The organism is Sphingobium sp. TomMM15, assembly GCF_055397045.1.
This window is the reverse complement of record NZ_AP027316.1, coordinates 25,882-49,331: the sequence shown is the minus strand read 5'-3', so window position 1 is coordinate 49,331 and position 23,450 is coordinate 25,882. Positions and strand designations below refer to the sequence as shown.

Here is a 23,450-nt window from a genome sequence, read left to right as displayed (position 1 = left end):
CGTTCTCCCGTGCCCCCCCCTTGAATCAGCGAGCTCAGAAACGCGCGCCCAGGGTGATGCCGTAGGTCCGCCGGGCATTGATATAGGCGGAATTGCCGCCGAAGAACTCACTGGCATCATCGACCACGATGGGGACGATCTTGTTCGTGAGGTTCTTCACCCATGCGGCGCCATAGATCCGGCGGCCGGCCGATTCAAAGCCGATGCGCGCATCATAGGTCGCATAGTCGCCCAGCTTGGTGTCATTCTCCTTGGTGGTGTAATAGGTGCCATGATATTTGGCGCTGATCTCCGGTGAGAAGACGCCCAGCCCGGTCTCGATATCGTAGCGGATCGATCCGTTGAAATTGAATGTTTCAGCCAGCGGCAACTTGTTGCCGATCAGGCCAGGATCGATGGACTTGGTGATCTTCGTATCGGTATATCCCATGCCGAAGTCGAGATGGAGATTGTCGAGAGGAATGGCATTGACCTCCAGTTCCGCACCCAGCAACCGGGACTTGGGCAGATTGCTCAGGGCTTGCGTCGCCGTGCCGGGGTCGAGCTGATTGGTCTGATAATCCTTATAGTCATAGTAGAAGACGCCGCCATTCACGCGGAGCCGGCCAGGAATGACGTCACTTTTCACGCCGATTTCATAGTCGGTGACGATTTCAGGATCGACGGCGAGCAAGTTGCCGTTCGCGTCCAGAACCTCACCCGGCGAATTGGATGTCGGCTTGAAGGAACCGCCCTTGAAACCGCGGGACATCACCGCGAAGAGCAAGGTGCGGTCGGCAAGCTGGTAGTCGAGCGCCAGCTTCCACGTCAGCTCCTTCCAGCTCTTGCCCCCCGAAAAGGACGGGGCGGCAGCCGCCAGGAGGTTCCCGTAATTGCCGGTGTCGATCGCCTTGATGAAATCCGAAAACTGTTGCGGCGTGCGCGGCACGTTGGTGGGGAATTCATGTTGCGAGCGGAAGGTGTACGTCACATCCTTTTGCTCATGGGTCCACCGCGCGGCCGCGGTCAGCATGAGCTTGGGCGTGATCTGATAGGTTGTGTGCAGGAAGCCCGCATAGGTTTCCAGCGTCTGGTCGGCAGCCCGCATGTACATGACCGTGCTGGCGTTGGGGAACAGATAACTCACATTGCCGCGCCATGCCGTCGCGTCGAAGGCCAGCTTCGCATTGACCCGTTCATGCATGTAGAATGCGCCGGCGATCCATTGGAACGGCCCGTCATTCTGGGACGTCAAACGGACTTCCTGCGTCCATTGCCGGTCATGGTTGCGGCCATATTCGGTGAGGATCGGCGCCTGCGACGCATCCGTGTCGTTGATCGTCGAATGGCGCACGTCGAGGAAACCGGTGACCGAGGTCAGCTGCACGCCGCCCAGATCAAGGTCCAGGTTGAGCGACACCGGAATATGCCGGACATGCTCGTTCGGCCGGACGTCCGACTCCGTCAGCTTGTAGTGCGACGACTGGCCCAGATTCTGGAAGCCGTAGAATTGCTGCAGCTGGTTCGCGCTGGTGAAACCGTTGGAGTCCGGCTCGAACGCCGGAAAGGCCGTGCGTCCAGGCGTCGTCTTCCATATCAGCGTCTGAAAGTCGCTCTTGAAATATTGTGCGCGCAAGACTGCCGATAGCGCCTCATTGGGCTTCCATTCCAATATGCCGCGCACGCCGACATAGTCCTGCTTGCCCTGACGCTCGTTCAGCGTGACGTTATAAACATCACCCCCACGGTCGAGGCCGACATAGGAGACACGCGCGAGCAGTGTATCGGTCAACGGTCCGCTGAGCGCGGCATGGACCTCGCGCTGGGAAAAGCGGCCCAGGGTGACGTCGGCATAGCCTTCAACCTCTTTTGTCGGCATCGCGGCGATATAGCGGATGGCGCCGCCCGTCGCGTTGCGGCCGAACAGCGTACCCTGCGGCCCGCGCAGCACTTCCGCACGGCCCAGATCCCAGATCGGCACGCCCTGCGAGATCGCCGCGTTCATCGGCACATCGTCGAGATAGACCATGTTGGTGGTGGTGGAATTGGCGTTGAAATCCGCCTGGGCGATGCCCCGGATACCGACGCGCGTATTGGCGATGCCCGTGGTCATCTCGACCTGAACATTGGGGACGAGCTTGCCGATATCCGCTGCGGTCTGCAGCTTGGAAAGTTGCCCGGCATCGAGCACCGTCATGGAGATCGGCACCTTCTGGGCACTTTCGTTCCGTCGCTGCGCCGTCACGACAATTTCCGGCAGCTTGTCTCCCTGCGCGGCCGGCTCATTTTGCGCTTGCGCGCTCGCTTGACCCGCCACGAAGGATAGCGCCAGGGCGCCAAGTGCTACCGAACAATATATTCGTTTCCCAATGGTCATATAATCCCCCTCAGTTATGCGTTAGAACCTCATCATCTTGACATTTAATTGATATTAGTCAGTTTTGTTAGCGACCGTCGGCTCTTAAATCTGCCGTTTATTCATTATTTCCGCCCGTCAGCATCGCTCGACGGCAAGCGCCACGCCCATGCCGACACCCACACACAGTGCTGCCACGCCCAGACGCCCGCCGGAGCGTTCCAGTTCATGGACCAGCGTCATGGCGATGCGCGCGCCCGACATGCCCAGCGGATGTCCCAACGCTATCGCGCCGCCATTCGGGTTGACTCGCGTGCTGGCGTCGTCCACGTTCAGGGCGCGGAGTACCGCCAGCGACTGGCTGGCAAAGGCTTCGTTCAACTCGATCACATCATAATCGGCGACCGAGAGGTTCAGCCTGCGGTTCAACTTGTTGATGGCCGGGACCGGACCGATCCCCATGATGCGCGGCTCGACCCCGGAACTCGCCATGCCCAGGATGCGCGCTCGCGGGCGCAGGCCGTGGGTGTTCGCCGCCGCCTCGCTCGCGATGAACATGGCCGCGGCGCCGTCATTGATGCCCGACGCATTCCCGGCGGTCACGGTGCCGTCATCGTCGAAAAGCGGCGCTAGATCCTCCAGCGAGGCGCGTGTCGTAGCGGGCCGGGGGTGTTCGTCCAGAACGACGATCCGTCTCTCTTCGCCGCGACGACCCGGCACCGGGACCGGCACGATTTCCGCCGCATGATAGCCTTCCTCGGTGGCACGTGCAGCCCTGCGCTGGCTTTCCAGAGCGAAACTATCCTGATCCGCGCGGGAAATATCGAACTGCTTGGCGACCGATTCCGCCGTGCGCGGCATGGTGTCGACGCCGTAGAGCGCCTTCAGCCGAGGATTGACAAAACGCCATCCCATGGTCGTGTCTTCCATCGACTGGTTGCGATCGAACACCGCGCCCGCCTTGCCCACCACGAAGGGCGCGCGGCTCATGCTCTCCACCCCGCCCGCGATCGCAAGCGCCATCTCGCCGCCGGCGATCGCGCGGGCAGCCGTGCCCACCGCTTCGAGGCCCGACGCACAAAGGCGGTTGATCGTCACGCCCGGCACGCTCACGGGCAGGCCCGCGAGCAACAGGCTCATCCGGGCGACATTGCGATTATCCTCGCCCGCCTGATTGGCGCAGCCATAATAGACATCCTCGATCGCGGCGGGGTCCAGGCCGGCATTTCGGGACAGCAGATGCGCCATCGGAACGGCGCCTAGGTCATCGGCTCTGACGCCCGCCAACGCGCCGCCATAACGCCCGATCGGCGTCCGTACAGCATCGCAGATAAAGGCATCGACCACCCGCATATCCCTCAGACATCCAGAATTGAGTCAAACAATCTGTTTTCGACTAACATCAACTCTTGCAGCTAAGCGGCTAGGCTTTATGTAGTCAACCGTTAACCGGATGCTGATCCGGTAACCGAACAACCTATTCGATCTGGAGCGATCGCATGGCCGTAAACCTGCCCTCCGGGGATCCCGAATTCATGGCCTCGCTGGCGAAAGGCCTCGCCGTCCTGCAATGTTTTTCGGAGCGGGAACGTCCGATGACGATCACCGAGGCAAGTCATCTCACGGGCCTCAGTCGCGCCGCGACGCGGCGATGCCTCTATACGCTCTCGCACCTCGGCTTCGTCAGCCAGACGGAATTTGGCTATTCCCTGCGCCCTAAGGTTCTGGCGCTGGGTTATGCCTATCTGTCCTCCAGTTCGCTGTCGTTCCGGGCCCAACCGATCCTCGATCAACTGCGGGACGAACTGCACGAATCCTGTTCGCTGGGCGTCCTGGACGAGGACGAGGTTTATTATGTCGCCCGAGCCGAATCGTCGCGAATCATCGCCAGCCTGCTGCGCATCGGCAGTCGCCTGCCGCTCTATCCCACCTCCGTCGGGCGTGTGCTGCTGGCCAGCCAGCCGGTCGGCGAGCAGCAAGCCTATTTCAAACGGGTCAAGCCGCAGCGGCTGACAGAGCATAGCGTGACCGAAGCCAGCCAATTGCTAAAGATTCTCCGCACCATCGCCGAAGAAGGCTTCGCCCTGGTCGATCAGGAACTGGAAGTCGGACTGCGGTCGGTCGCCGTGCCGATCACCGTCAACCGGAGGGCCGTGGCCGCGATCAACGTGACGGCGCCAGCGAACCGGGTTCCGATCGCGGAATTGCGGACCTGCTATGTCAAGGCGCTTCGCAAGGCCGCGCGCGACGTCGAACTGATGGCGCGCATGCCCGCCTGAACGGGCTATCGATCAAGCGCCGTCGGCCGCCGGCAGCCGGACTTCGAAGCGCAACCCACCCGCTGGGCGGCGGGTCACGTCGATGGTGCCGCCATGCGCGTCGACGATGGCCTTCACCACGGCCAGGCCAAGCCCGCTCCCCCCCAGCGCCCGGTTACGCGACCCCTCGTCGCGCCAGAAGGGCTCGAACATCCGGGCAATCTGTTCGTCCGCTAGACCGGGGCCCTCATCACTGACGACAAGTATCGCAGAGCCCTCCTCGCTTTTCGTCTCCACCGCGATCGCCCGGCTTTCGACGGCATGCCGCATGGCATTGTCGATCAGGGCGAGCAGCACCTGCGCGATGCGCTGATGATCGGCGAAGGTGACGGCCGGCCCGAGCGTGCGCCGCACCTCGATGCCCCTGTCGCGCAACATGGGCTCCAGCGTCTGTAAGAGCTGCGCAGCCAGCGAATCCAGCGAAAGGTGAACATGCTGCAAGTCCAGCCGATGAGACTGCGCCATGCTCAGCATCTGCAGGTCCTCGACGATCCGCGTCAGCAGATCGACCTGCTCGGTAAGCCCGCGAATATCTTCGGCATCGGGCGTGAATATCCCGTCGGCATAGCCCTGCAACCGCCCCCGCAATATCGTCAGCGGCGTGCGCAGCTCATGCGCGATGGCCGCCGAATCCTCCCGCGTCCGCCGGTCAAAGCCCTCCAACGCGTCCGCCATGCTGTTGAAATCGTCCAGCAGGGCCGACAGTTCGCCCGCGCCCGGTCGCGGCGGCGTCGCCCGCGCAGCCAGATCGCCGGACGCGATCCGACGCGCGGCGGTCCCGATCTCCTCGATCGGGCGCGTAAAGCGCCGTGCGAAGGCCCAGCCGACACCCACCCCGACCATGCAGGCAATCGCCGCCAGCAGCACCAACATCTGGTCCTGCTCATGATCGATGCGTTTGGAGGTAGCCGTGGTTTCCCGGTAGAGCGCGGTTACGTCCCGCGCCGATGCCTGACCGCCCCGGTCGATCGTCGCAAGCGTCTGCCGCGCGACCGGATCGAGTGTCGATATCGCGGTGCGGCGCTGCTCCTCGACAAAGAGCCTCAGCGCAATATAGCCGAACAGGATGGCGATCAGGATCGCGACGATCATTCCCAGGGCAAATTGGCTGCGCAGGCTGGGGGTCGGACGCGGCTTCATATCGCCAGGCGGTATCCCACGCCGCGCACCGACTGGAGCAGTTCGCCGGCGCCCGCTTCCTCCAGCCGTCGCCGCAATTTGCTCAGATGGCTGTCGACCGTGCGCTCCAGCGCATCGCCCTCCGGCAGGCATGACTCCAGCAACGCGCTTCTCTCGACCACGCGGGGCGCCATGTCGGCGAGGTGGCGGAGCAGGCGGAACTGGGTGGAGGTCACCTCCAGAACATGGTCGCCATCGGGCATCACGACCTTGACCTCATGCCGGTCGAGGTCGATCTCCAGTACCGACAGCCGGATGATATTTGCGCGCGGCAGCCGCTGGACTCGGCGCAGCAGGGCGGCGGCGCGTTCGATCAGTTCGGCCGGATTGAACGGTTTGACGACATAGTCGTCCGCACCGCCCCGCAGGCCCGCCAGGCGATCGGCATCCTCCCCCAGCGCCGTCACCATGATGACGGGAGTGTCGGACGTCCGGCGGATATCGGCCAGCACCGACCAGCCGTCGCTGCCCGGCAATTTGACGTCCAGGATCACCAGATCGGGCGAGAGCCGGCGATGATGCTGCACGGCGGTCGGGCCGTCCGCCGCGCGCACGGTGCGATAGCCATGGCTTTCGAAATAGGCCCGGATGATCTCGGCGATCTTGGGCTCATCCTCGACGATCAGCACCAGCGCACCGGGCCGTGGCGAGGCGAGATAAGACGCCGCGCCGGGTCGCTGCTCCTGCGCATGTCCCGGCTTCGGCCCCTTTGCGTCAGGCGGCGGCGCCATCGCCCATTATGGCCTTGAGTTCGGTGAAGTCGGCAAAGGCATGCTGGCCCCATTCACGCCCATTGCCCGACTGTTTGTAGCCACCGAAGGGCGCCCCGAAATCAGCCATCGCGCCGTTGAGAAAGACCTGCCCGGCGCGCAACTGCCTCGCCACCTGGCGCGCCTCGTCGGGCGCGCCATGGACATAAGCCGCAAGGCCGAAGGGCGTGTCGTTCGCGATCCTGACGGCGTCATCGACACCCGTGTATCCGATGATCGACAGGACCGGCCCAAAAATTTCCTCGCGGGCGATGGTCATGTCGTTGGTCACATCGGCGAACACGGTCGGCTTGACGAAATAGCCCTGGTCCAGACCGTCGGGCTTGCCCGGTCCGCCTGCCACCAGCGTCGCGCCTTCGCTAACGCCCCTTTCGATCAGCTGCTGGATCTTCGTCCATTGTGTGGCGGAGACGACCGGCCCCATCCGCGCATTCTGGGCAGGATCGCCCGGCACATGGGCTTCCGCGACGGACCGCGCGATCGCGGCCGCCTCCGCCATGCGGTCAGCCGGCACCAGCATGCGGGTGGGCGCGTTGCAGGATTGCCCGCTGTTGACCATCAGCCGCGTGACGCCGGACTCCACCGCTGCCGCCAGGTCGGCGCTCGCCAGGATCACATGGGGCGACTTGCCGCCCAGTTCCTGATGCACGCGCTTCACGGTGGGCGCAGCGTTGCGGGCGACCGCGATACCGGCCTGGGTCGATCCGGTGAAGGAGATCATGTCAACGTCCGGATGCTCTGCCAGCGCCGTCCCGACGCCCGGACCATCCCCATGGACCAGGTTGAACACGCCGGCGGGCACGCCCGCATCGTGCATCACCTGTGCGAATATGCTGGCCGAAAAGGGCGCGACTTCCGAAGGCTTGAGCACCATGGTGCAGCCCACGGCCAATGCCGGCGCGACCTTGCACGCGATCTGGTTGAGCGGCCAGTTCCACGGGGTGATGAAGGCGCATACGCCAACAGGTTCACGAAGAACGCTGGTGGTCCCCATGAACTCGTTAAATTCATAGCTGGCCAGGATTTCGCGGGCCTTCTGGAAGTGAGCCAGTCCCATGACAGCCTGCGCCTGCTCCGCGAGCCAGGCCGGAGCGCCCATCTCCTCGGTCACTGCCGCCGCCAGATCGGCATAACGCGCCTGATAGGCTTCGATCACGCGGTCGAGCACCGCCAGCCGCTCTTCCACGCTGGTTTGCGACCAGGAGGGGAAGGCGGCGCGCGCCGCCGCCACCGCGCGATCGACATCCTGCGCCGTGCCGATCGCGACCACGCCCGCGACACCCTCGGTAGCAGGGTTGATCACGTCGAGGACAGGACGTCCCTCCGCCTCGATCCACGCACCATCGATATAGAATTGCCTGCAGTCGCGCATCATCCCTCGTCCTTGAAAATGGCTGTCAGATCATCAGTTCGATCAGGAACGGCCCGGCACGATCGAAGCTCGCCGACAGAAGGTCCGCGCAGACCTCCAGCGTCTCGGCCCGCGCCGCTTCCACGCCCATGCCTTGCGCGATCTTGACCCAATCGAGATCGGGATCGCTCAGGCTCAGCATATCCATCGCGGTGCGTCCCGCCTGCGCGCCGACCCGCCCATATTCACCGATGAGGATGTTATACTTGCCATTGTTGAGCAGGATCGTGGTGCAGGGCAGCCGCTCGCGCGCCTGGGTCCATAGCGACTGGAGCGAATACATGGCCGACCCGTCCGCCTGGATGCTGATGACGCGGCGGCCCGCCCCTGCAATCGCCGCACCCGTCGCGACGGGCAGCCCGTCGCCGATCGCACCGCCTGCCAGATGCAGCCAGTCGTGCGGCGGCGCGGCATGGGTCGACGCATAGAAACCACGCCCGAAGGAAATGCTTTCGTCCGAAATGATCGCTTGCTCCGGCATCAAGGCCGCGATGGTGCGCGCCAGACCTTCCGGCGTGGGCGCGCCTCTGACCGGCTCCGGCCGTGGTCCAGGATCGGGAAAAGCAACGGACGGCGCGCCCAGCTCGTCGGCCAGCGCCTGCAATGCCGCGACCGGATCCTGGTCAAAGCGCGAAAGCTGGTGGATTTGCGCATCCGGCCGATAGTGCAGCGACGGCTTGTCCGGGTAGGCAAAGAATCCGACGGGCGGCTTGGCATTGATCAGAATGATATGGTCGAACGGCGCGAGCGCCTTCACCGCCTGATCCCCATCATAGGGCACGCGTTCCAGCGGCAACCGCCCCTGCCCGCGCGCCACGCGGCCAATGGCAAATTCCGCATAAATCTGCGCGCCCGTCCGCTGAGCGATCGCCCAGGCCAGCCGCTGTGCAGGTTCCAGCGCAGCGGCCCCGCCCAGGAGCAGCAGCGCCCTGCCTCCGCCGCGCAGAGCCCTGGCGGCGGTTTCGATCACCAGCGGATCGGTCGCGGCGGGAACCGGGCAGGAAGCGGGAGGCGCCACGATCCCACCTTCATCCCAGGACGCGTCGGAAGGCAGGATCAGCGTGGCGATCCCGCCCGGAGCGGTGCGCGCCGCGCGGACGGCATCGGCAGCGTCCCGTCCGACCTCAGGCGCGGACCGGCTGGTGCGGACCCAGTGCGACACGCTATGGGCCATGGCGCTGGTATCGGCCGTCAGCGGCGCGTCCAGCGGTCGATGATAGGTCGCCTGATCGCCGACGATGTTGACGATGCCGCTGCGCGCCCGCCGCGCATTGTGCAGATTGCCCATGCCGTTGGCGAGGCCCGGCCCGCAATGGAGCAAGGTGCAGGCGGGCTTTTCGGCGATCCGGAAATAGCCGTCCGCCATGCCGGTGACGACATTTTCCTGCAGCCCCAGCACACAGCGCATGCCCGGTATCTGGTCGAGCGCGGCCACGAAATGCATCTCACTGGTACCCGGATTGGCGAAACACAGTTCAACGCCCGCGCCCAGCAAGGTGTGGACCAGACTTTCCGCGCCGTTCATGGCATTGGTCCGTCCGGGCGTCGAAACAGCTTCGCCAGAAGCATGATCCAGCGTCATATCTTCACTCACAGCACCACCTCTATCAGCCTTGGTCCGCGTTCGCGCATCGCGTGGGGAAATTGCACTTCGAACGGGGCGATGTCCGTCGCCCTGCTGGCTTTCGACCCCCAGGAAATCATCGCCGGGCACATCCCACCCCACGCGGCAACCATGGGACATGGATGCGCACGACTTCCCCACAGAATAGCGGCAACTGGAAACAGCGCAAATAAAATCTGACTAACGACAGCTTTTCAATTCTGCCGGCCTTCCACCGAGCGTCCACACAAGGCTGTTAAGGCCGGCCATCACTGATGGAGAAATATATGGCGACCAAATCACAGCCCGCCGGATCGTCCAGGGCCCCCGCCTGGCTGGCGCTCTGCGGTGCCGGCTTTGCTCTCGCCCTGACCGCGCTCAATCCGCTGCTGGAATCGCATGTCGGGGAACAGCTTGGCACCTTCCTCTCAGAGACGGGAAAATATCTCGCCTTCGCGACCGGCTTCTTCCTGCTCTTCTGGGTGATCCTCGCCCGGCCGATGCGCAATCGCAAGCTGTCGCGCAAATCCTGGCCCAAGAACGGACAGATGGTGCGCGAGGCGCTCTTCAGCGTCTGCACCCAGTTCACCTTCCTCGGCGTCGACCTCTGGATCGCCTATCTCGTCCCGGCGTCGAAGAACAATTCCTACACGCAGATCAGCGAATATGGATGGCTCTATTATGCGGCCGTCCTCTTTGCCGTCTTCGTGGTGCACGACGCCTATTTCTACTGGATGCACCGGATTGCGCATCATCCCAAACTCTATGCCTGGATTCACCGCATCCATCACGAAAGCACCGACCCGACGCCCTATTCCGCCTTCCATTTCCATCCGTTCGAGGCCGTTCTGGAAGGGCTCGCCAGCGCGTCGATCCTCATCGTCCTGCTCACCGTGCCCTGGCATGTTTCCATCCCCGTCGTCTGGGGCCTGGGGATGCTGGCCTTCAATGTGATCGGGCATCTGGGGTATGAGATCTACCCGTCCTTCTGGCACCGCATTCCCCTGCTCAAATGGAAGACCACGGGCCTGCACCATTATATGCATCACCAGATGGTGCGCGGGAATTATGCGCTCTACTTCCGCTGGTGGGACAAGCTGTGCGGCACCGAATTCAAGGATTTCGAAACCCGTTACGACGCTATTTTCACACGTGGATCGACTGCATGCTCGCCCAGACCCTCCGCTGTGGTGGAAGGAACGCCCGCCCGCGATTGAAACCATATCGACATCGGCGGACACACAAGGTTGTCCGTCGATTCGTTTCGCCTGCAGTGATATATGGGTTCAGGCGCATCGCGCCCCAGGCGTGGTGCGTCAGGACCTTCACCAAGCCGATGACCACGGCGGACGGCAAAGTGTTCCGCCGGCCAGCAAGGCGTTCAGGTTGAAAATGGCGACGGTCAGCCAGGAACAAGCAGGGCACGATGAGCGAGGAATATCTGTTGTGGGACAACAGACCTATATGAAGCAACTCGGCCTCGCCAGCTGGCAACCCCGTCAGAACATAATTTCGGAAAGCTGAAAGAAGCGCGGCCCCTCCACGGGACGGCGCTCCTTCTCGTTTCAGCGATTGCCTGTATTCAATAGCGCATGTTCAACTCGAGACCGAACTCGCGCGGGCGGCCGACGATGTCCTCCAGCATGCCAAGAGACGACAGGTTCGATCCGCCTACGAGATATTTCTTGTCGGTAAGGTTACGTCCGAACACCGCCAGTTCGATCGTCCCCTTCGGCAGATTATGCGTGTAGCCGATCCGCCCGTTGACGAGCCAATATTTGCCCTGGGTAATGAGCGGATCGTTCGTCGTGTCGAAGAAGGTCTCCGATTTGAAGTCCGCGCTGGCCAGGATCGACACGCGACCGCTGGGTATATCGAAATGATAATCGATCACCGTGGATGAGGAAACCTTGGGCGCCAGCGGCAAGCGGTTACCCGAAAGATCCGGCTGTCCGGGCGCCAGGCGCACCGAATAGCGATCCAGTTCGGTACTCAATATGCCCAGATTTTCGCTGATGGTAAGCCCCTCGATCGGGGAGAAGGCAAGCTGCGCATCGATACCCTGGGTATGAGCCTTGGGCGCGTTGTCCAGCACGTTCACGACCAGGTTTGATGAGGTCGCAATGGGGGTGAAGACCTGCATGTCGCGGTAATCATTGTAGAAAAAGGCGATATTGAACAACAGTTTGCGATTGAAGAAGGTCGACTTCAGACCCACTTCATAGGACCGGACCTTTTCCGGTTTGACCGGCTGCAACTGCGCCGCCAGTTCACTGGGGTCGGAACTTAGGAAGCTTCCGTTGAAACCGCCGCTTTTGAAGCCGGTCGCATTGCTCGCATAGACCAGAACCGTGGGCGTGATCTTATAGTTGAGCGCCACGCGATAATTGGCCGCGCCGTCGTTCAACCTGTTTCGGAACGTTGGCAGGACCGTGAGCGGACCATAATTGTCGATGCCACCCTGCTGCGACTGGTAGCTCTGATTATAAATGAAGCTCTTGCGTTCCCAGCTGTACCTGCCGCCGACAGTCAAGGTTAGATCAGGCAGCACATCATAATCGACCTGGCCGAACAGGGCGTAGGACCGGGTCTTCTGCGCACTGTTGCTGTAGATCACCTGATTGACGACGCCAGGGATGACAAGCCCTTCACCGGCGCCGGGACCAAAGAACAGATCGGCATCCTGAAACAGGCGAAGGGGCTGATTCTGGGTCAGCCGTTCGTCGAGGAAATAACCGCCGGCGACGACATTGAGCCCCGGCAAAGTCAGGCTGCCGCGCAGTTCCTGCGTCACCGTGCGGGAGGCGGTGTTGTAATCGATCTCCAGCAGACGCGCGGGATTGGCGTCGGCATCCTCCGGGAAATAGCGCTTCGTGCGGATATAGCTCGTCAGGGAAGTCAGCGTCAGCGGACCCGTGCCATAATCGGCCCGAACCGATCCGCCGTAGATGCTGGTCTTCATATGTTCGGTGCGATTGGCTTCCACCTCGAACCGGTCGGTCGTGCCGAAGCCATAAAGATCGACGCACTGCCCGGCGAGAATCTGGTCATTCGGGCATTGGGTAAAAGTCTGGGGGTCCAAGGTGCCCACATGCCAATATTTATTGCCCCGCACATCGAAACGCGATCCGTTGCCGGAAACCAGTATCTTGAGCGCATCGGCCGGTTCCCAAAGCAGCTCCGCCCGCGCCGAATAGCTGCCGGCGCCATTTTCCCGATGACCATTGAAAATATTGCGCGTAAAGCCGTCCGACATGTTGGTGTTGAACGCCAGGCGCCCCGCCAACTTCGACGTCAGGCCGCCATTGGCCGCCCCCTGGAAATTGACGGACGAAAAGGACCCATAGCTCGTATTGAGATAGACCTCCGTCTCATGGCTGGGCTTTTTCGTGATGTAGTTGATCGCGCCGCCACTGGTATTACGTCCATAGAGCGTGCCTTGCGGTCCCTTGAGCACTTCGATCCGTTCAATGTCGAACGGCGGAAATGTCTGCGCAACCGGGGCGCTCAGATAGACTTCGTCGACATAGATGCCGTTCGGCCCGGAATTGTTGGTGCTGTAATCGTTGAGCCCGATGCCGCGGATGGTGACGATCGTCACCGAACCTTCGCCGGCAGGCTGCTGCACTGCTACGTTGGACGCGATCCGGCCGATATCGCCCGAACTGCGCACGCCCAGGTCACGGGCCTGGTCACCGCTGATCGCCTGGATCGCGATGGGAACCTTCTGAATATTCTCCGACTTGCGCTGCGCGGTGACGACAATCTCTCCGATGCCGCCGGAATTGCTGTCGCTGGTTGACGCGGCGGACTGGTCCGGCGATGCCGGCGCCTGCGCGAACGCGGGATGCGCAACCATGGCAAGCGTCCAGACCGATGCGCCACAGACAGACCGAATACGCCAACGTTCAGCTTCATTCATCATATTCCGGCTCCCTAAACCTAATTTTAGTCAGCTTTTAACGTCCATTGGGCCCTATATGGCCTTCCCATATTCCCCTGCATTGCGTCTTTCTGTCTTATTCTCAGCGTTCTGCATCAACGTCCGGCGCTGCTCCAGGCCATGGCCCGTCCCCGAAGGAACGGGCCACGCTTTCTCAAATTTCCGCCGCCTTCAACTGGGCGAGCATCTTTCGTTCAAACGGTCTGTAGAACAGCAGCATGACCACAGCAGCCATGTTGAGCGCCGCCGGCAGCCAGGACAGGGCGACCCGGATACCGTCGATCGCCGACTCCGGCTGCGCCACCGATCCCTGCGTCGTCGCGATCAACCCGGTCGCTGAAAAGACAAGGCCACCCAGCAACGCACCCGACGCAAAGCCGAGCTTTTCGCCCGCAATGAACACCGCATTGAACATCGCGGCCGATGCGTCGGCCGAATCGCGGCCCTCATTGCCCTGGCTGACGCAATCGGCGAGCATCGAGAAGGAGAATACCTGGACGCCGCCATGGGACAGGCCCTGCACGAAAACCACCGCGATGATCAGTGGCAGCGGCGTCGCGGACGAAATGAAGAAGAAGGAAACCGACGCCACCACGCTCATGACAATGCTGGCCTGAAAAGCCAGGAGCTTGCCGGTGCTGCGGCTGATCCATCCCCAGAAGGGGATCGAAACGATCGACGCGCCATAGGTCATGAAGAACATGACCGACAGGAAACCTTCGCCCCGTCCCAATACATAGGTCACGAAATAGGCGAGCACCGCGCCATAGAGTCCCCCCGCCGTGATGTTCACGAAATAGGACCCGAACAGGATGGCGAAGGGCCGGTTCGACCCAATCGCCGCGATCGTCTCGCGAATGGTGGGGACCGGATCGGTTTCGGACCGCTCGGGCTCCCGTGCGTGGGTGAAGGTCATGAAGATGACGGCGGACATGATGACACCCATCACCAGCCCCATGACCAGATAGCCGTGGCGCCCGCCGCCGGCCATCTGCACGATCAGCGGCGCGCCTGCGCCCGCCAGGATCGCCCCGGTAAAGGTGTAGCTGGTGCGGTAGGAATTGAGCGCCGTGCGTTCATGATAGTCCCGCGCCAGTTCCGTGTTGAGCGCGAAGAAAGGAACGACGAAACAGCAGAAGGACAGGGTGCACAGCGAAAACATCACCAGCACGAAATAGGCCGACGCGGCCGGGTCCTTATAGGGTGCGATCCACATCATGGCGAAGGTCGGCATGACCGTGACCGCGGCCAGCAGCATGAAGGGACGCCGACGCCCCAGGCGGGTGCGGGTGCGATCCGACAGGCCGCCGATGATCGGATTGGATATCAGATCGACGATCTTCGGCACGAAGGCCGCCAAGGTCGCCAGCGCAACGGGTATCCCCAGGACGTTGGTCATGTAGAACATCAGCAGGATACTGGGCAGAACGGAATAGAGCCCCGATCCGACATCCCCCATCGTATAGAGAGGATAGCTTACAAGCCTCTTGGGCTTGCCGTTCGATGCAGACACACGACCCCCTTGCTCCGTTTCCGGTTTTATAGTTGCGAATCTTCCCTTTGCAGCGCCATGTCCGCTGCGCTTAATTTCCGACTAAAGTTGAAATTTAACGCGAATGCAACATTAGCGCAAGAACCTTCAACATCTCCCGGATAAGCACCGTTTCAGGCACATTTCGGGCGGAATACGCCCATATCCGCCCTCCCCTTGACCTGCATTTTCTTGACATTACCCAACTTTTATGGGAGCCGACCCGCACGTTCAACGCTTCAGAAAAACGGATCAGGCGATGATATATACACCGGCATCCCCGTTCATGCAGATCGCATTTGTGGTCGAGGATATTCATGAGTCGATCGCCAGGTGGAGTCGCGATCTCGGAGTCGGCCCCTTCTTCCTGCAGGAACACGCCTCCTATGAAACGTTCCTCTACCGGGGCGCTCCGTCGGACCCCGACGTCAGTCTGGCGTTCGCTTTCTCGGGCGATCTCCAGATCGAACTGGTCCAGCAGCATAATGATGCGCCCAGCGTCTTTCGCGACGCGATCGAGAGCTTCGGCTACGGCGCGCAGCATCTGGGCGCCATGTCCAACGATCTCGAGGCAGAGCTGGAGCGTTTCGCTGCCCGCAAGCTGGAGCCGATCCAGCGCGGCCTGTCCCGGACGGGCGTGGAAACGGTTTTCCTCCCTTTCGAGAGCACGCCGGGCGGCGTCATCGAACTCATTCGCGCATCGGAGGGGCTCAGCCAGGCCTTCGCCGGACTGAAGGCCGCCGCCAGCGTCTGGGACGGCGGCGATCCCTATATTCGCTAGGGCACGCGACGGCAGGACAGATGCAATTCAACGGATCGGGAGCATATCTATGAAGATCGGTGAAACCGAATATCCTTCGCTCAGGGGCAAGGTATCCGACGCCGAATGGCAGACGCGCGTCGAAACCGCCGCTCTGTATCGGCTGATTCCCATGATGGGGTGGGACGATATGTCGATCACCCATGTGTCGGCGCGCGTCCCCGACGAACCACATCATTATCTGTTCAACCCCATGGGCTTCCTGTTCGAGGAAGTGACTGCCTCCTCGCTGATCAAGATTGATATCGAGGGCAATATCGTCGCGCCCACCCAGTTCGAGATCACCCTGGGCGGCTGGTATCCGATGAAGGCGGTCCACGCGGTCCGCGAAGACGCCAATTTCGTGATCCACACCCATGATGATTTCGGCGGCGCCATTTCCGCGCGCAAGGAACCCCTGCTGCCGATCACCCAGGGCGCAGCCTTCGTCCTTGGCGACAAGCTGGCTTATCATGATTATGAAGGCGTCGAGACCTATGAGGAGCTGAACCCCGGATTGCAGGCGTCCTTGGGGGACGCCAACCGGATGATCCTCAAGAATCACGGCCTGCTGACGCTGGGATATACCGCCTTCCATGCCTTCTACCGCATGTATGGCCTGATCAAGGCTTGCCGGATCCAGATACTCGCGGGCCGGGGCGAGGAACTGGTCCAGATCCGACCTGACCTGCTGGAAACCTATCCGGCGGAAATCCGCAGGGCGCAGGGCAATAATCCCTGGCCGGGACTGCTGCGCAAGCTCGACAAGCTGGACCCTTCCTACAAGGATTGACGATGGCCCTGGCTACCGTCCCCATTCAACCCCGCGTGACAGGCGACAGCCAGGAAAGCCTATGATATGCGCGGCAAACCGAATATCAGCAGGCCAACCGAAATCGTGAACCCATCGAAATCCGCCGACCAGCCGATCCGCCCCAAGGCATCCCAGCGAAAAGGCCGCACCGAGACGGTGGAACATGCGGCGCGGCGCCCGTCGCAGAAACGCAGTATCGAGCGTTTCAACGCCATATTGGAAGCCACCGAACAGTTGCTGCAGACCGCGAAGATCGAGGATATCAGCTTCTACGACATCGCGCGTCGGGCCGATCTGCCCCCGGCATCGGTGCATTATCTGTTCCCGACCATGGCCTCGGTCCGCATCGAACTCAGCCGCCTCTACAATAAGCAGGCGTCCGATGTCGTGCTCCGGATGGACAAGGCGCTGCGGATGAACCCGTCGGCGACATGGCAGGAATGGATGCGCAAGATGGCCTCCGACACGCGCGACCATTACAATGCCAACCGTCACATCTGTGAAGTGCTCCTCGGGCCGATCCTCCATCGCGAATCCCGCCTTGCCAATATGGAGGCCAATGACGCGGTCGGCGGAGCGTTGCTCGAAAATCTCCGGACCGTGTTCATCGTCCCCGAGATTCCTCATCTGACCCGATATTTCGTATGTTTGTGCGAAATCGTCGACGCGCTCTGGTCGCGTTCCTACCTCCAGTACGGCACGATCGACGATGAAAGTTTCGAAGAGTCCGTAGCAGTGCAGATCGCCTATCTGCGTTCCATCCTTCCCGAAACGCTGCCGAGACGCGACGGCATCTGATGATCGGGTAGAGCCGAAACACGCGCGCTGGTCTGCAACCAGCCGCGCTCCCGGCGCCCTATTCCGCGATCGACGCGGAAATTCTCCCACAACTTTGCCTGATCCCACCCAACATTCGACCTGCGTCAAAGTTGACTAATATCGGGAAATGTTCAACATGGGTGATCGAAACGCCGCCAGACCCTGGGCCACAAATTGAGAGAAAGGCTGTTCTGATGGACCTCGCATTTTCGCCGCAGGACGAGGCGTTCCGCCTGGAACTGCGCGCCTTTCTGCAGGAAAGGCTACCGCGCCGCATCGCCGACAAGGTGCGCACGGGCCAGCGCCTGACCAAGGCCGACATGGACGAATGGCACGCCATCCTCAATGAACGCGGCTGGTTCGCCAATCACTGGCCGGTCGAACATGGCGGCCCCGGATGGAGCGTGGCGCAACGCTTCATCTTCGATGTCGAGGCGGCCATCGCCCATGCGCCGCGCATCGTGCCCTTCGGGGTTTCGATGCTCGGCCCGGTCCTCATCAAATATGGTTCGGAGGAACAGAAGCGTCGCTGGCTCCCGCGCATCCTCGACGGCAGCGACTGGTGGTGCCAGGGCTATTCCGAACCGGGCGCCGGTTCCGACCTCGCCAGCGTCAAGACCAGCGCGGTGCGTGCCAGGGATTCGGGCGGCGACCATTATATCGTCAACGGCCAGAAGACCTGGACCACGCTCGGCCAGCACGCGAACATGATCTTCTGCCTCGTGCGCACCTCGACCGAGGGGAAGAAGCAGGAGGGCATTTCCTTCCTGCTCATCGACATGGCGACCCCCGGCGTCGAAGTGCGGCCGATCATCCTGCTCGACGGCGAGCATGAGGTGAACGAGGTGTTCTTCACCGATGTCAGGGTGCCGGCCGAAAATCTCGTCGGGGAGGAGAATAAGGGCTGGACCTACGCCAAATATCTGCTGACCTATGAACGCACCAACATAGCGGGCGTCGGCGCGTCGATGGCCGCGTTCGACCATCTGCGCCACATCGCCGCCAGCCAGCGGAAGAACGGCCGGCCACTGGCCCAGGACCCCTATTTCGCGGCGCGCCTGGCGCGGCTCGAAATCGACCTGGAAAATATGAAGACCACCAATCTGCGCGTGCTGGCCGCCGCCGGACATGGCGCGGCGCCCGTCGCCGAAAGCTCCATGCTCAAGATCCGCGGCACGGAGATCCGCCAGGAAATCACCAGCCTCGCCCGGCGCGCGCTCGGCCCCTACGCCCAGCCCTTCGTGTCGGAGGCGCTGGACGAAGGCTATAACGGCGAGCCCGTAGGCCCCGATTATGCCGCGCCGATCGCCGCCGACTATTTCAACAACCGCAAACTCTCGATCTTCGGCGGCTCGAACGAGGTGCAGCGCGAGATCATCACCAAAGCCATATTGGAGCTTTGACCATGGACTTCACCCACAGCGACGATCGCCAGATGCTGGCCGACACGCTCGGCCGTTATTTGCTGCAGCGTTATCCCATCGACCAGCGCCATGCGATCAGCGCATCGGACGCCGGCTGGTCCTCCGACCATTGGGCCGCACTGGCCGAACTCGGCGTGATCGGCGCCTTGTTCACCGAGGAAAGCGGCGGCTTTGGCGGCACCGGCTTCGATATCGCGGTGCTGTTCGAACAGATCGGCAAGGCATTGGTGGTCGAGCCCTTCCTTGGCACGCTCATGGCCGGGCGCGCGCTGGCGGGCGCGGGCGGGCAGGACGAACTGCTCCAGACCGTCATCGAAGGCGCCGTCATCGCCTTCGCTCATGAGGAGCCCCAGAGCCGCTACGACCTGGCCGACGTCGCCACGCAGGCGGCCCAAACGGCGCAAGGCTGGGCGCTGACCGGAACCAAGGCCGTCGTGCCGCAGGTGGAAACGGCGGATCATATCCTCGTCTCCGCCCGCATCTCGGGCGCGCCGGGCGACGAAGCGGGCATCGGCCTGTTCCTCATCGACAAGGGCGCAGCCGGCCTCAAGGTCCGGGGCTATCCCCTGATCGACGGCGGCCGCGCAGGGGAGGTGAGCCTCTCCGCGACCCCCGCCACGCTCATCACCGACAATGGTTTCGCCTTGATCGAAGACGCGGTCGCGTCCGGCATCGTCGCCCTGTGCTGGGAAGCGGTGGGCCTGATGGACGCGCTCAAGGCCGCGACCCTCGACTATCTGCGCACCCGCAAGCAGTTCGGCGTGCCCATCGGCAAGTTCCAGGCGCTCCAGCATCGCATGGCCACGGCCGCGCTGGAAATCGAGCAGGCCCGCTCCGCAGCGATCAACGCCGCCGCCGCTTTGGAAGGCCCCCGCCCGTCGCGCGAGCGCGCCGTCTCCGCCGCCAAGTTCACCATCGGCCGCGTCGGCACCCTGATCGTGGAAGAAGCCATCCAGATGCATGGCGGCATCGGCATGACATGGGAATTGCCGCTGGCCCACCACGCCAAGCGCCTGACCCTGATCGGCCACCAGCTTGGCGATGAGGACCATCACCTCCAGCGCTTCATCGAACTGGGACAGGCCGCCTGAATCCGGACCATCGCGCCACAATCTTCGATTCAAAGTTGATTAATATCCATATTGGAATAGACTCGCAGCGCAGAAAGAACAGGGGCGATTCCGCTGATGGATCAACAGGCATTTAGGGAAGATCGGCTCGCCACAGGCACCGACCTCTCCATCTATTATCGGCTTTACGGCACGGAAGCGGCGGAGCGGACGCCCCTGCTCTGCCTGCCCGGCTATTGGCGCAACTGCCGCGACTATGAGGTTCTGGGGCGCAATTTTTCCGATCAGCGCCGCGTCATCAGCCCCGACATGCGCGGGCGAGGGCAATCGAGCTATTCCGAAAATACGGACGACTATCTGTTCGACCGGCTCGTCGAGGATGTGATCCGTCTTCTCGACAGCCTGGGCGTCGAGCGGGTGGCGATCGCCGGGACGACGCTGGGCGCACTTATGGCGCTCGATCTGGCGAACCGCCATCCCGAGCGGGTCGCCGGCATACTGTTCAATGATTGCGGGCCGGAAAAGGCCCAGGCGTCGGTCAAGCGCCAGGCGGCCTACGCCACGTCGGACGATTTCACCTTCGACGAGGTCGTGGCGCTCATCAAGGCGCAGAATGAAGGCTTCATCAAGGGGCTGGACGAGGACGGATGGACGCGGATGGTGCTGCGTGCCTACCGCCGCAACGACAAGGGCCGCTGGCAGCGCGACTTCGACCTCAACACCAATGTGGCGACCGCGCGGCAGATGACGGAACGCCCCACCTTCTGGGCGGAATATGCCGCGGCGCGCGACCTGCCCCTCGCCGTGCTGCGCGGCGAGCATTCCGATTATCTGCCGCCCGAAATCCTCGACCGCATGGTCGGGGAAGCGCCCGGCCTGGCCGTCACCATCGTCAAGGATCGCGGCCATCCGCCCCTGCTGGAGGAGCCCCAGGTGATACAGGCCGTCGCCCGGTGGCTGGAGCGCGTCGATGCGGCGAAATGAAGCCGTCATCGGCGCGGACCATCCGGACCGGGACGCGCTGCTGGACCACGAATGGGATGTCATCGTCGTCGGGACCGGCATAGGTGGCGGCACGTTCGGCCACGCGATGGCGAAGGCGGGGCGCAGCGTCCTTTTCGTCGAAAAGGGCCTGTCGCACATGGCCTACGACAATCGCGTCGTCACGGATGACTGGGCCGAAATGGTCTATCAGCGCACGGGCGCGACCATCCCGATCGCCGACCATCTGCGCAGAAGCGGGCGGACGGTCGACTCCTTCCTGGACCTCGGCACGGAGCAGCCGGAACCCTTCACGCCGATGCTCGGCAACGGGTCGGGCGGCAGCAGCGCGCTCTACGGCATGGTGCTGGAACGCCTGTTTCCGGAGGATTTCACGCCGGCCCGCTATTTTCCCGATGCGCCCGACGACGCCAATCTGCCCGACGCCTGGCCGATCGGCTATGACGAGCTGGCGCCCTATTACAGCGCCGCCGAAACGTTGTATCAGGTCCACGCGACGGTCGATCCGCTGCGCCCGCCGGGCGAAGATCGCGGCATAGCACAGCCCCCGCCCTTCAGCCCCGGCAATGCCGAATTGATGGACCGTTTCCGCGAGCGCGGCCAGCACCCCTATTATCTGCCCATGGCCTGCAAATATGTTCCCGGCTGCCGGGAATGCATCGGCTTCCTGTGCAGCCGCAAGTGCAAGGGCGACAGCGCGACCATGTGCCTCGAACCGGCATTGGAGGATCATGGCGCCTTCCTGCTGCCCGATTGCGCCATTCATCGGGTGGAGGTCGAGAAGGGCCGCGCGCGCGCCGTGAGCGGAACCGCCAGCGGCCGCCCGGTGCGGCTCAAGGGACGGATCATCGCTCTCGCGGCCGGCGCGATCCACAGCCCGGCGATCTTGCTGCGGTCGGGCGACGGGCCGCGCTCTGGCGGCATCGCCAACCGATCGGGCGAAGTGGGCCGCAATCTCATGCGCCACTATCTCGACTATTATATTCTCTACCCGCAGACGCCGCCGGACGCCGACGCCCTCACCAAGCAGGTCGCGCTCAACGATCTCTATATCGTGGACGGGACCAAATATGGCACGATCCAGTCCAATGGCCGCATGGCGCCCATCTCTTTCCTGGCGAAGGGGCTGAAGGACGACATCCGGTCGAAATCCCGGCTCCTCGCGCGCGCCTTCCCGCTCTACCGCCCGCTGATCGAAGGGGCCTTGAAACGCATGTTCAAGGATTCGCTGGTGCTGGCGGCGATCATGGAAGACCTGCCCTATCGCAGCAACCGCGTGGCCCTCACGCCCGACGGCGTATCCATCACCTATCATTATGCCCTTCATCCCTATGAAAGGGAACGCATCGCCACCTTCCGGGCGCGTGTCGCCGACCTGCTTGGTCCCGACCGGTTCCGCCTGCTCAAGGTGGCGGAACGAAACCGGACATTGGGCCATATGTGCGGCACCTGCCGCTTTGGGGACGATCCGGCCACGAGCGTGCTCGACCGCGACAATCGCGCGCATGAGGCCGATGGCCTCTACGTCGTCGACAGTTCCTTCCTGCCGAGCAGCGGCGGCACCAACCCATCGCTCACCATCGCGGCCAACGCGCTGCGCGTCGCGCATGGTCTTGCTGGCGCCGGGGCAATAACGGCCTTGACATAACCTGACTAATATCCAATTACGATCCATAGTCGCTCGCGCTGAGCGTTCGGGGCCTTCTCGATGAAATCTCAGGATCGGGCGTCAACCGCCTGCCTTGGCGCGAGCCGGGGAGGCTGCGGCACGACTTTATGGCCGGAGGGGCGCCCGCCCCTTCCCGCCGGCTTTGATGGAGGGTTGATATGCTACCAGCTGTGCCGAACACCATCGGCAAGATCGAACAGCTCGGCTTCGTCGTCACCGATCTCTATGCCGCCATCGACCACTGGACGAAACGGTGCGGCGTCGGCCCCTTCTTCGTGCACGAGCATGTGGCCTATGAGACCTTCACCTATCGTGGCGAAGAAACGCCGATCGACCTCAGCCTCGCCTTTTCCTTCATCGGCGATCTGCAGATCGAACTGATCTACCAGCATAATGACGTGCCCTCGATGTACACGACGCTCAAGCAGAGCGCGCCCAACGGCCTTGTCCACATGGCGCGCTACGACGACGATCTGGAGGCGGCCTCGGCGGGTCTGATCGCCAACGGCGCCAAGCTGATCCAATACAGCCGCGACATCGCGGGCGTGGAAACCATCTATCTCGACACCGATTTCCACAATGGCGGGCTGATCGAGTTCATCAAGGTCAAGGACATCCACAAGCAGCGCGGCGCGATCATCAAGAGCCAGGCGAACAGCTGGGATGGCCAGCACCCCATTCGCCGTTTCGATCATGACGATCCCCTGAAGGTCGTCTGGTAGCGCCCTGGCGATCGCCACCTCCTTCCACGCCGCCCCACCCT

Annotated in this window: 18 protein-coding genes; 10 read left to right on the top strand and 8 right to left on the bottom strand. The window is 62.6% G+C overall.

The genetic code is table 11. The annotated features are described in order from the left end of the window. Nucleotides 1-34: 34 nt before the first annotated feature. Entirely contained in the window at nucleotides 35-2,356 is a 2,322-nt protein-coding gene (locus ACZ51H_RS17220) for a TonB-dependent receptor (RefSeq protein ID WP_464803631.1), read from the bottom strand. A gap of 117 nt (nucleotides 2,357-2,473) precedes the next feature. Then, a complete protein-coding gene (gene pcaF / locus ACZ51H_RS17215; RefSeq protein ID WP_464803630.1) occupies nucleotides 2,474-3,688 on the bottom strand; it encodes a 3-oxoadipyl-CoA thiolase in 1,215 nt (404 codons plus the stop codon). Nucleotides 3,689-3,834: 146 nt separating this feature from the next. Here pcaF and ACZ51H_RS17210 point away from each other — a divergent pair, with 146 nt between their 5' ends. Beyond that, nucleotides 3,835-4,614 (top strand): IclR family transcriptional regulator domain-containing protein, encoded by a 780-nt coding sequence (locus ACZ51H_RS17210; protein WP_464803629.1) that lies wholly within the window; start codon nucleotides 3,835-3,837, stop codon nucleotides 4,612-4,614. A gap of 12 nt (nucleotides 4,615-4,626) precedes the next feature. On the opposite strand, the gene ACZ51H_RS17205 is transcribed toward ACZ51H_RS17210, so the two are convergent. The 4 genes from ACZ51H_RS17205 to ACZ51H_RS17190 are packed head-to-tail and all read right to left on the bottom strand — an operon-like array spanning nucleotide 4,627 to nucleotide 9,538. After that, nucleotides 4,627-5,793, bottom strand: coding sequence for an ATP-binding protein (locus ACZ51H_RS17205; protein WP_464803628.1), 1,167 nt, complete (start codon nucleotides 5,791-5,793; stop codon nucleotides 4,627-4,629). Continuing rightward, the gene (locus ACZ51H_RS17200; protein ID WP_464803627.1) at nucleotides 5,790-6,563 is read right to left on the bottom strand and encodes a response regulator; all 774 of its coding nucleotides are present in this window, start codon (nucleotides 6,561-6,563) and stop codon (nucleotides 5,790-5,792) included. The genes ACZ51H_RS17205 and ACZ51H_RS17200 overlap by 4 nt, the downstream gene beginning before the upstream one ends. Further along, nucleotides 6,547-7,974, bottom strand: a complete 1,428-nt coding sequence (locus ACZ51H_RS17195; protein WP_464803706.1) for an aldehyde dehydrogenase family protein — start codon at nucleotides 7,972-7,974, stop codon at nucleotides 6,547-6,549. Before ACZ51H_RS17195 ends, ACZ51H_RS17200 begins: the two co-directional genes overlap by 17 nt. 25 nt (nucleotides 7,975-7,999) lie before the next feature. Beyond that, entirely contained in the window at nucleotides 8,000-9,538 is a 1,539-nt protein-coding gene (locus ACZ51H_RS17190; protein WP_464803705.1) for an acetolactate synthase large subunit, read from the bottom strand. 365 nt (nucleotides 9,539-9,903) lie between these two features. Here ACZ51H_RS17190 and ACZ51H_RS17185 point away from each other — a divergent pair, with 365 nt between their 5' ends. Continuing rightward, a complete protein-coding gene (locus ACZ51H_RS17185) occupies nucleotides 9,904-10,833 on the top strand; it encodes a sterol desaturase family protein (RefSeq protein ID WP_464803626.1) in 930 nt (309 codons plus the stop codon). A gap of 365 nt (nucleotides 10,834-11,198) precedes the next feature. Here the strand turns inward: ACZ51H_RS17185 and ACZ51H_RS17180 are convergent, their stop codons facing one another. Further along, a complete protein-coding gene (locus ACZ51H_RS17180) occupies nucleotides 11,199-13,541 on the bottom strand; it encodes a TonB-dependent receptor (RefSeq protein WP_464803625.1) in 2,343 nt (780 codons plus the stop codon). Nucleotides 13,542-13,713: 172 nt separating this feature from the next. Beyond that, nucleotides 13,714-15,072 (bottom strand): MFS transporter, encoded by a 1,359-nt coding sequence (locus tag ACZ51H_RS17175; RefSeq protein WP_464803624.1) that lies wholly within the window; start codon nucleotides 15,070-15,072, stop codon nucleotides 13,714-13,716. 304 nt (nucleotides 15,073-15,376) lie between these two features. Here ACZ51H_RS17175 and ACZ51H_RS17170 point away from each other — a divergent pair, with 304 nt between their 5' ends. The 8 genes from ACZ51H_RS17170 (at nucleotide 15,377) to ACZ51H_RS17135 (ending at nucleotide 23,409) form a co-directional block, all read left to right on the top strand. After that, complete coding sequence (locus ACZ51H_RS17170; protein WP_464803623.1) at nucleotides 15,377-15,871, top strand: VOC family protein; 495 nt, start codon at nucleotides 15,377-15,379, stop codon at nucleotides 15,869-15,871. 49 nt (nucleotides 15,872-15,920) lie between these two features. Continuing rightward, nucleotides 15,921-16,682 carry a class II aldolase/adducin family protein gene (locus ACZ51H_RS17165; protein WP_464803622.1) on the top strand — a complete coding sequence of 254 codons (762 nt, stop codon included), beginning with the start codon at nucleotides 15,921-15,923 and terminating at the stop codon, nucleotides 16,680-16,682. Nucleotides 16,683-16,748: 66 nt separating this feature from the next. Then, nucleotides 16,749-17,501: a TetR/AcrR family transcriptional regulator gene (locus ACZ51H_RS17160; protein WP_464803621.1), complete on the top strand. Its 753-nt coding sequence runs from the start codon at nucleotides 16,749-16,751 to the stop codon at nucleotides 17,499-17,501. A 215-nt stretch (nucleotides 17,502-17,716) separates the two neighbouring features. After that, entirely contained in the window at nucleotides 17,717-18,925 is a 1,209-nt protein-coding gene (locus ACZ51H_RS17155; RefSeq protein ID WP_464803620.1) for an acyl-CoA dehydrogenase family protein, read from the top strand. A 2-nt stretch (nucleotides 18,926-18,927) separates the two neighbouring features. Further along, on the top strand, nucleotides 18,928-20,037 hold the full coding sequence (locus ACZ51H_RS17150; RefSeq protein ID WP_464803619.1) for an acyl-CoA dehydrogenase family protein: 1,110 nt from the start codon (nucleotides 18,928-18,930) through the stop codon (nucleotides 20,035-20,037). A 96-nt stretch (nucleotides 20,038-20,133) separates the two neighbouring features. Then, on the top strand, nucleotides 20,134-21,000 hold the full coding sequence (locus tag ACZ51H_RS17145) for an alpha/beta fold hydrolase (RefSeq protein WP_464803618.1): 867 nt from the start codon (nucleotides 20,134-20,136) through the stop codon (nucleotides 20,998-21,000). Further along, entirely contained in the window at nucleotides 20,987-22,666 is a 1,680-nt protein-coding gene (locus ACZ51H_RS17140) for a GMC oxidoreductase (RefSeq protein ID WP_464803617.1), read from the top strand. The genes ACZ51H_RS17145 and ACZ51H_RS17140 overlap by 14 nt, the downstream gene beginning before the upstream one ends. 179 nt (nucleotides 22,667-22,845) lie before the next feature. Continuing rightward, a complete protein-coding gene (locus tag ACZ51H_RS17135) occupies nucleotides 22,846-23,409 on the top strand; it encodes a VOC family protein (protein ID WP_464803616.1) in 564 nt (187 codons plus the stop codon). Nucleotides 23,410-23,450: the final 41 nt, after the last annotated feature.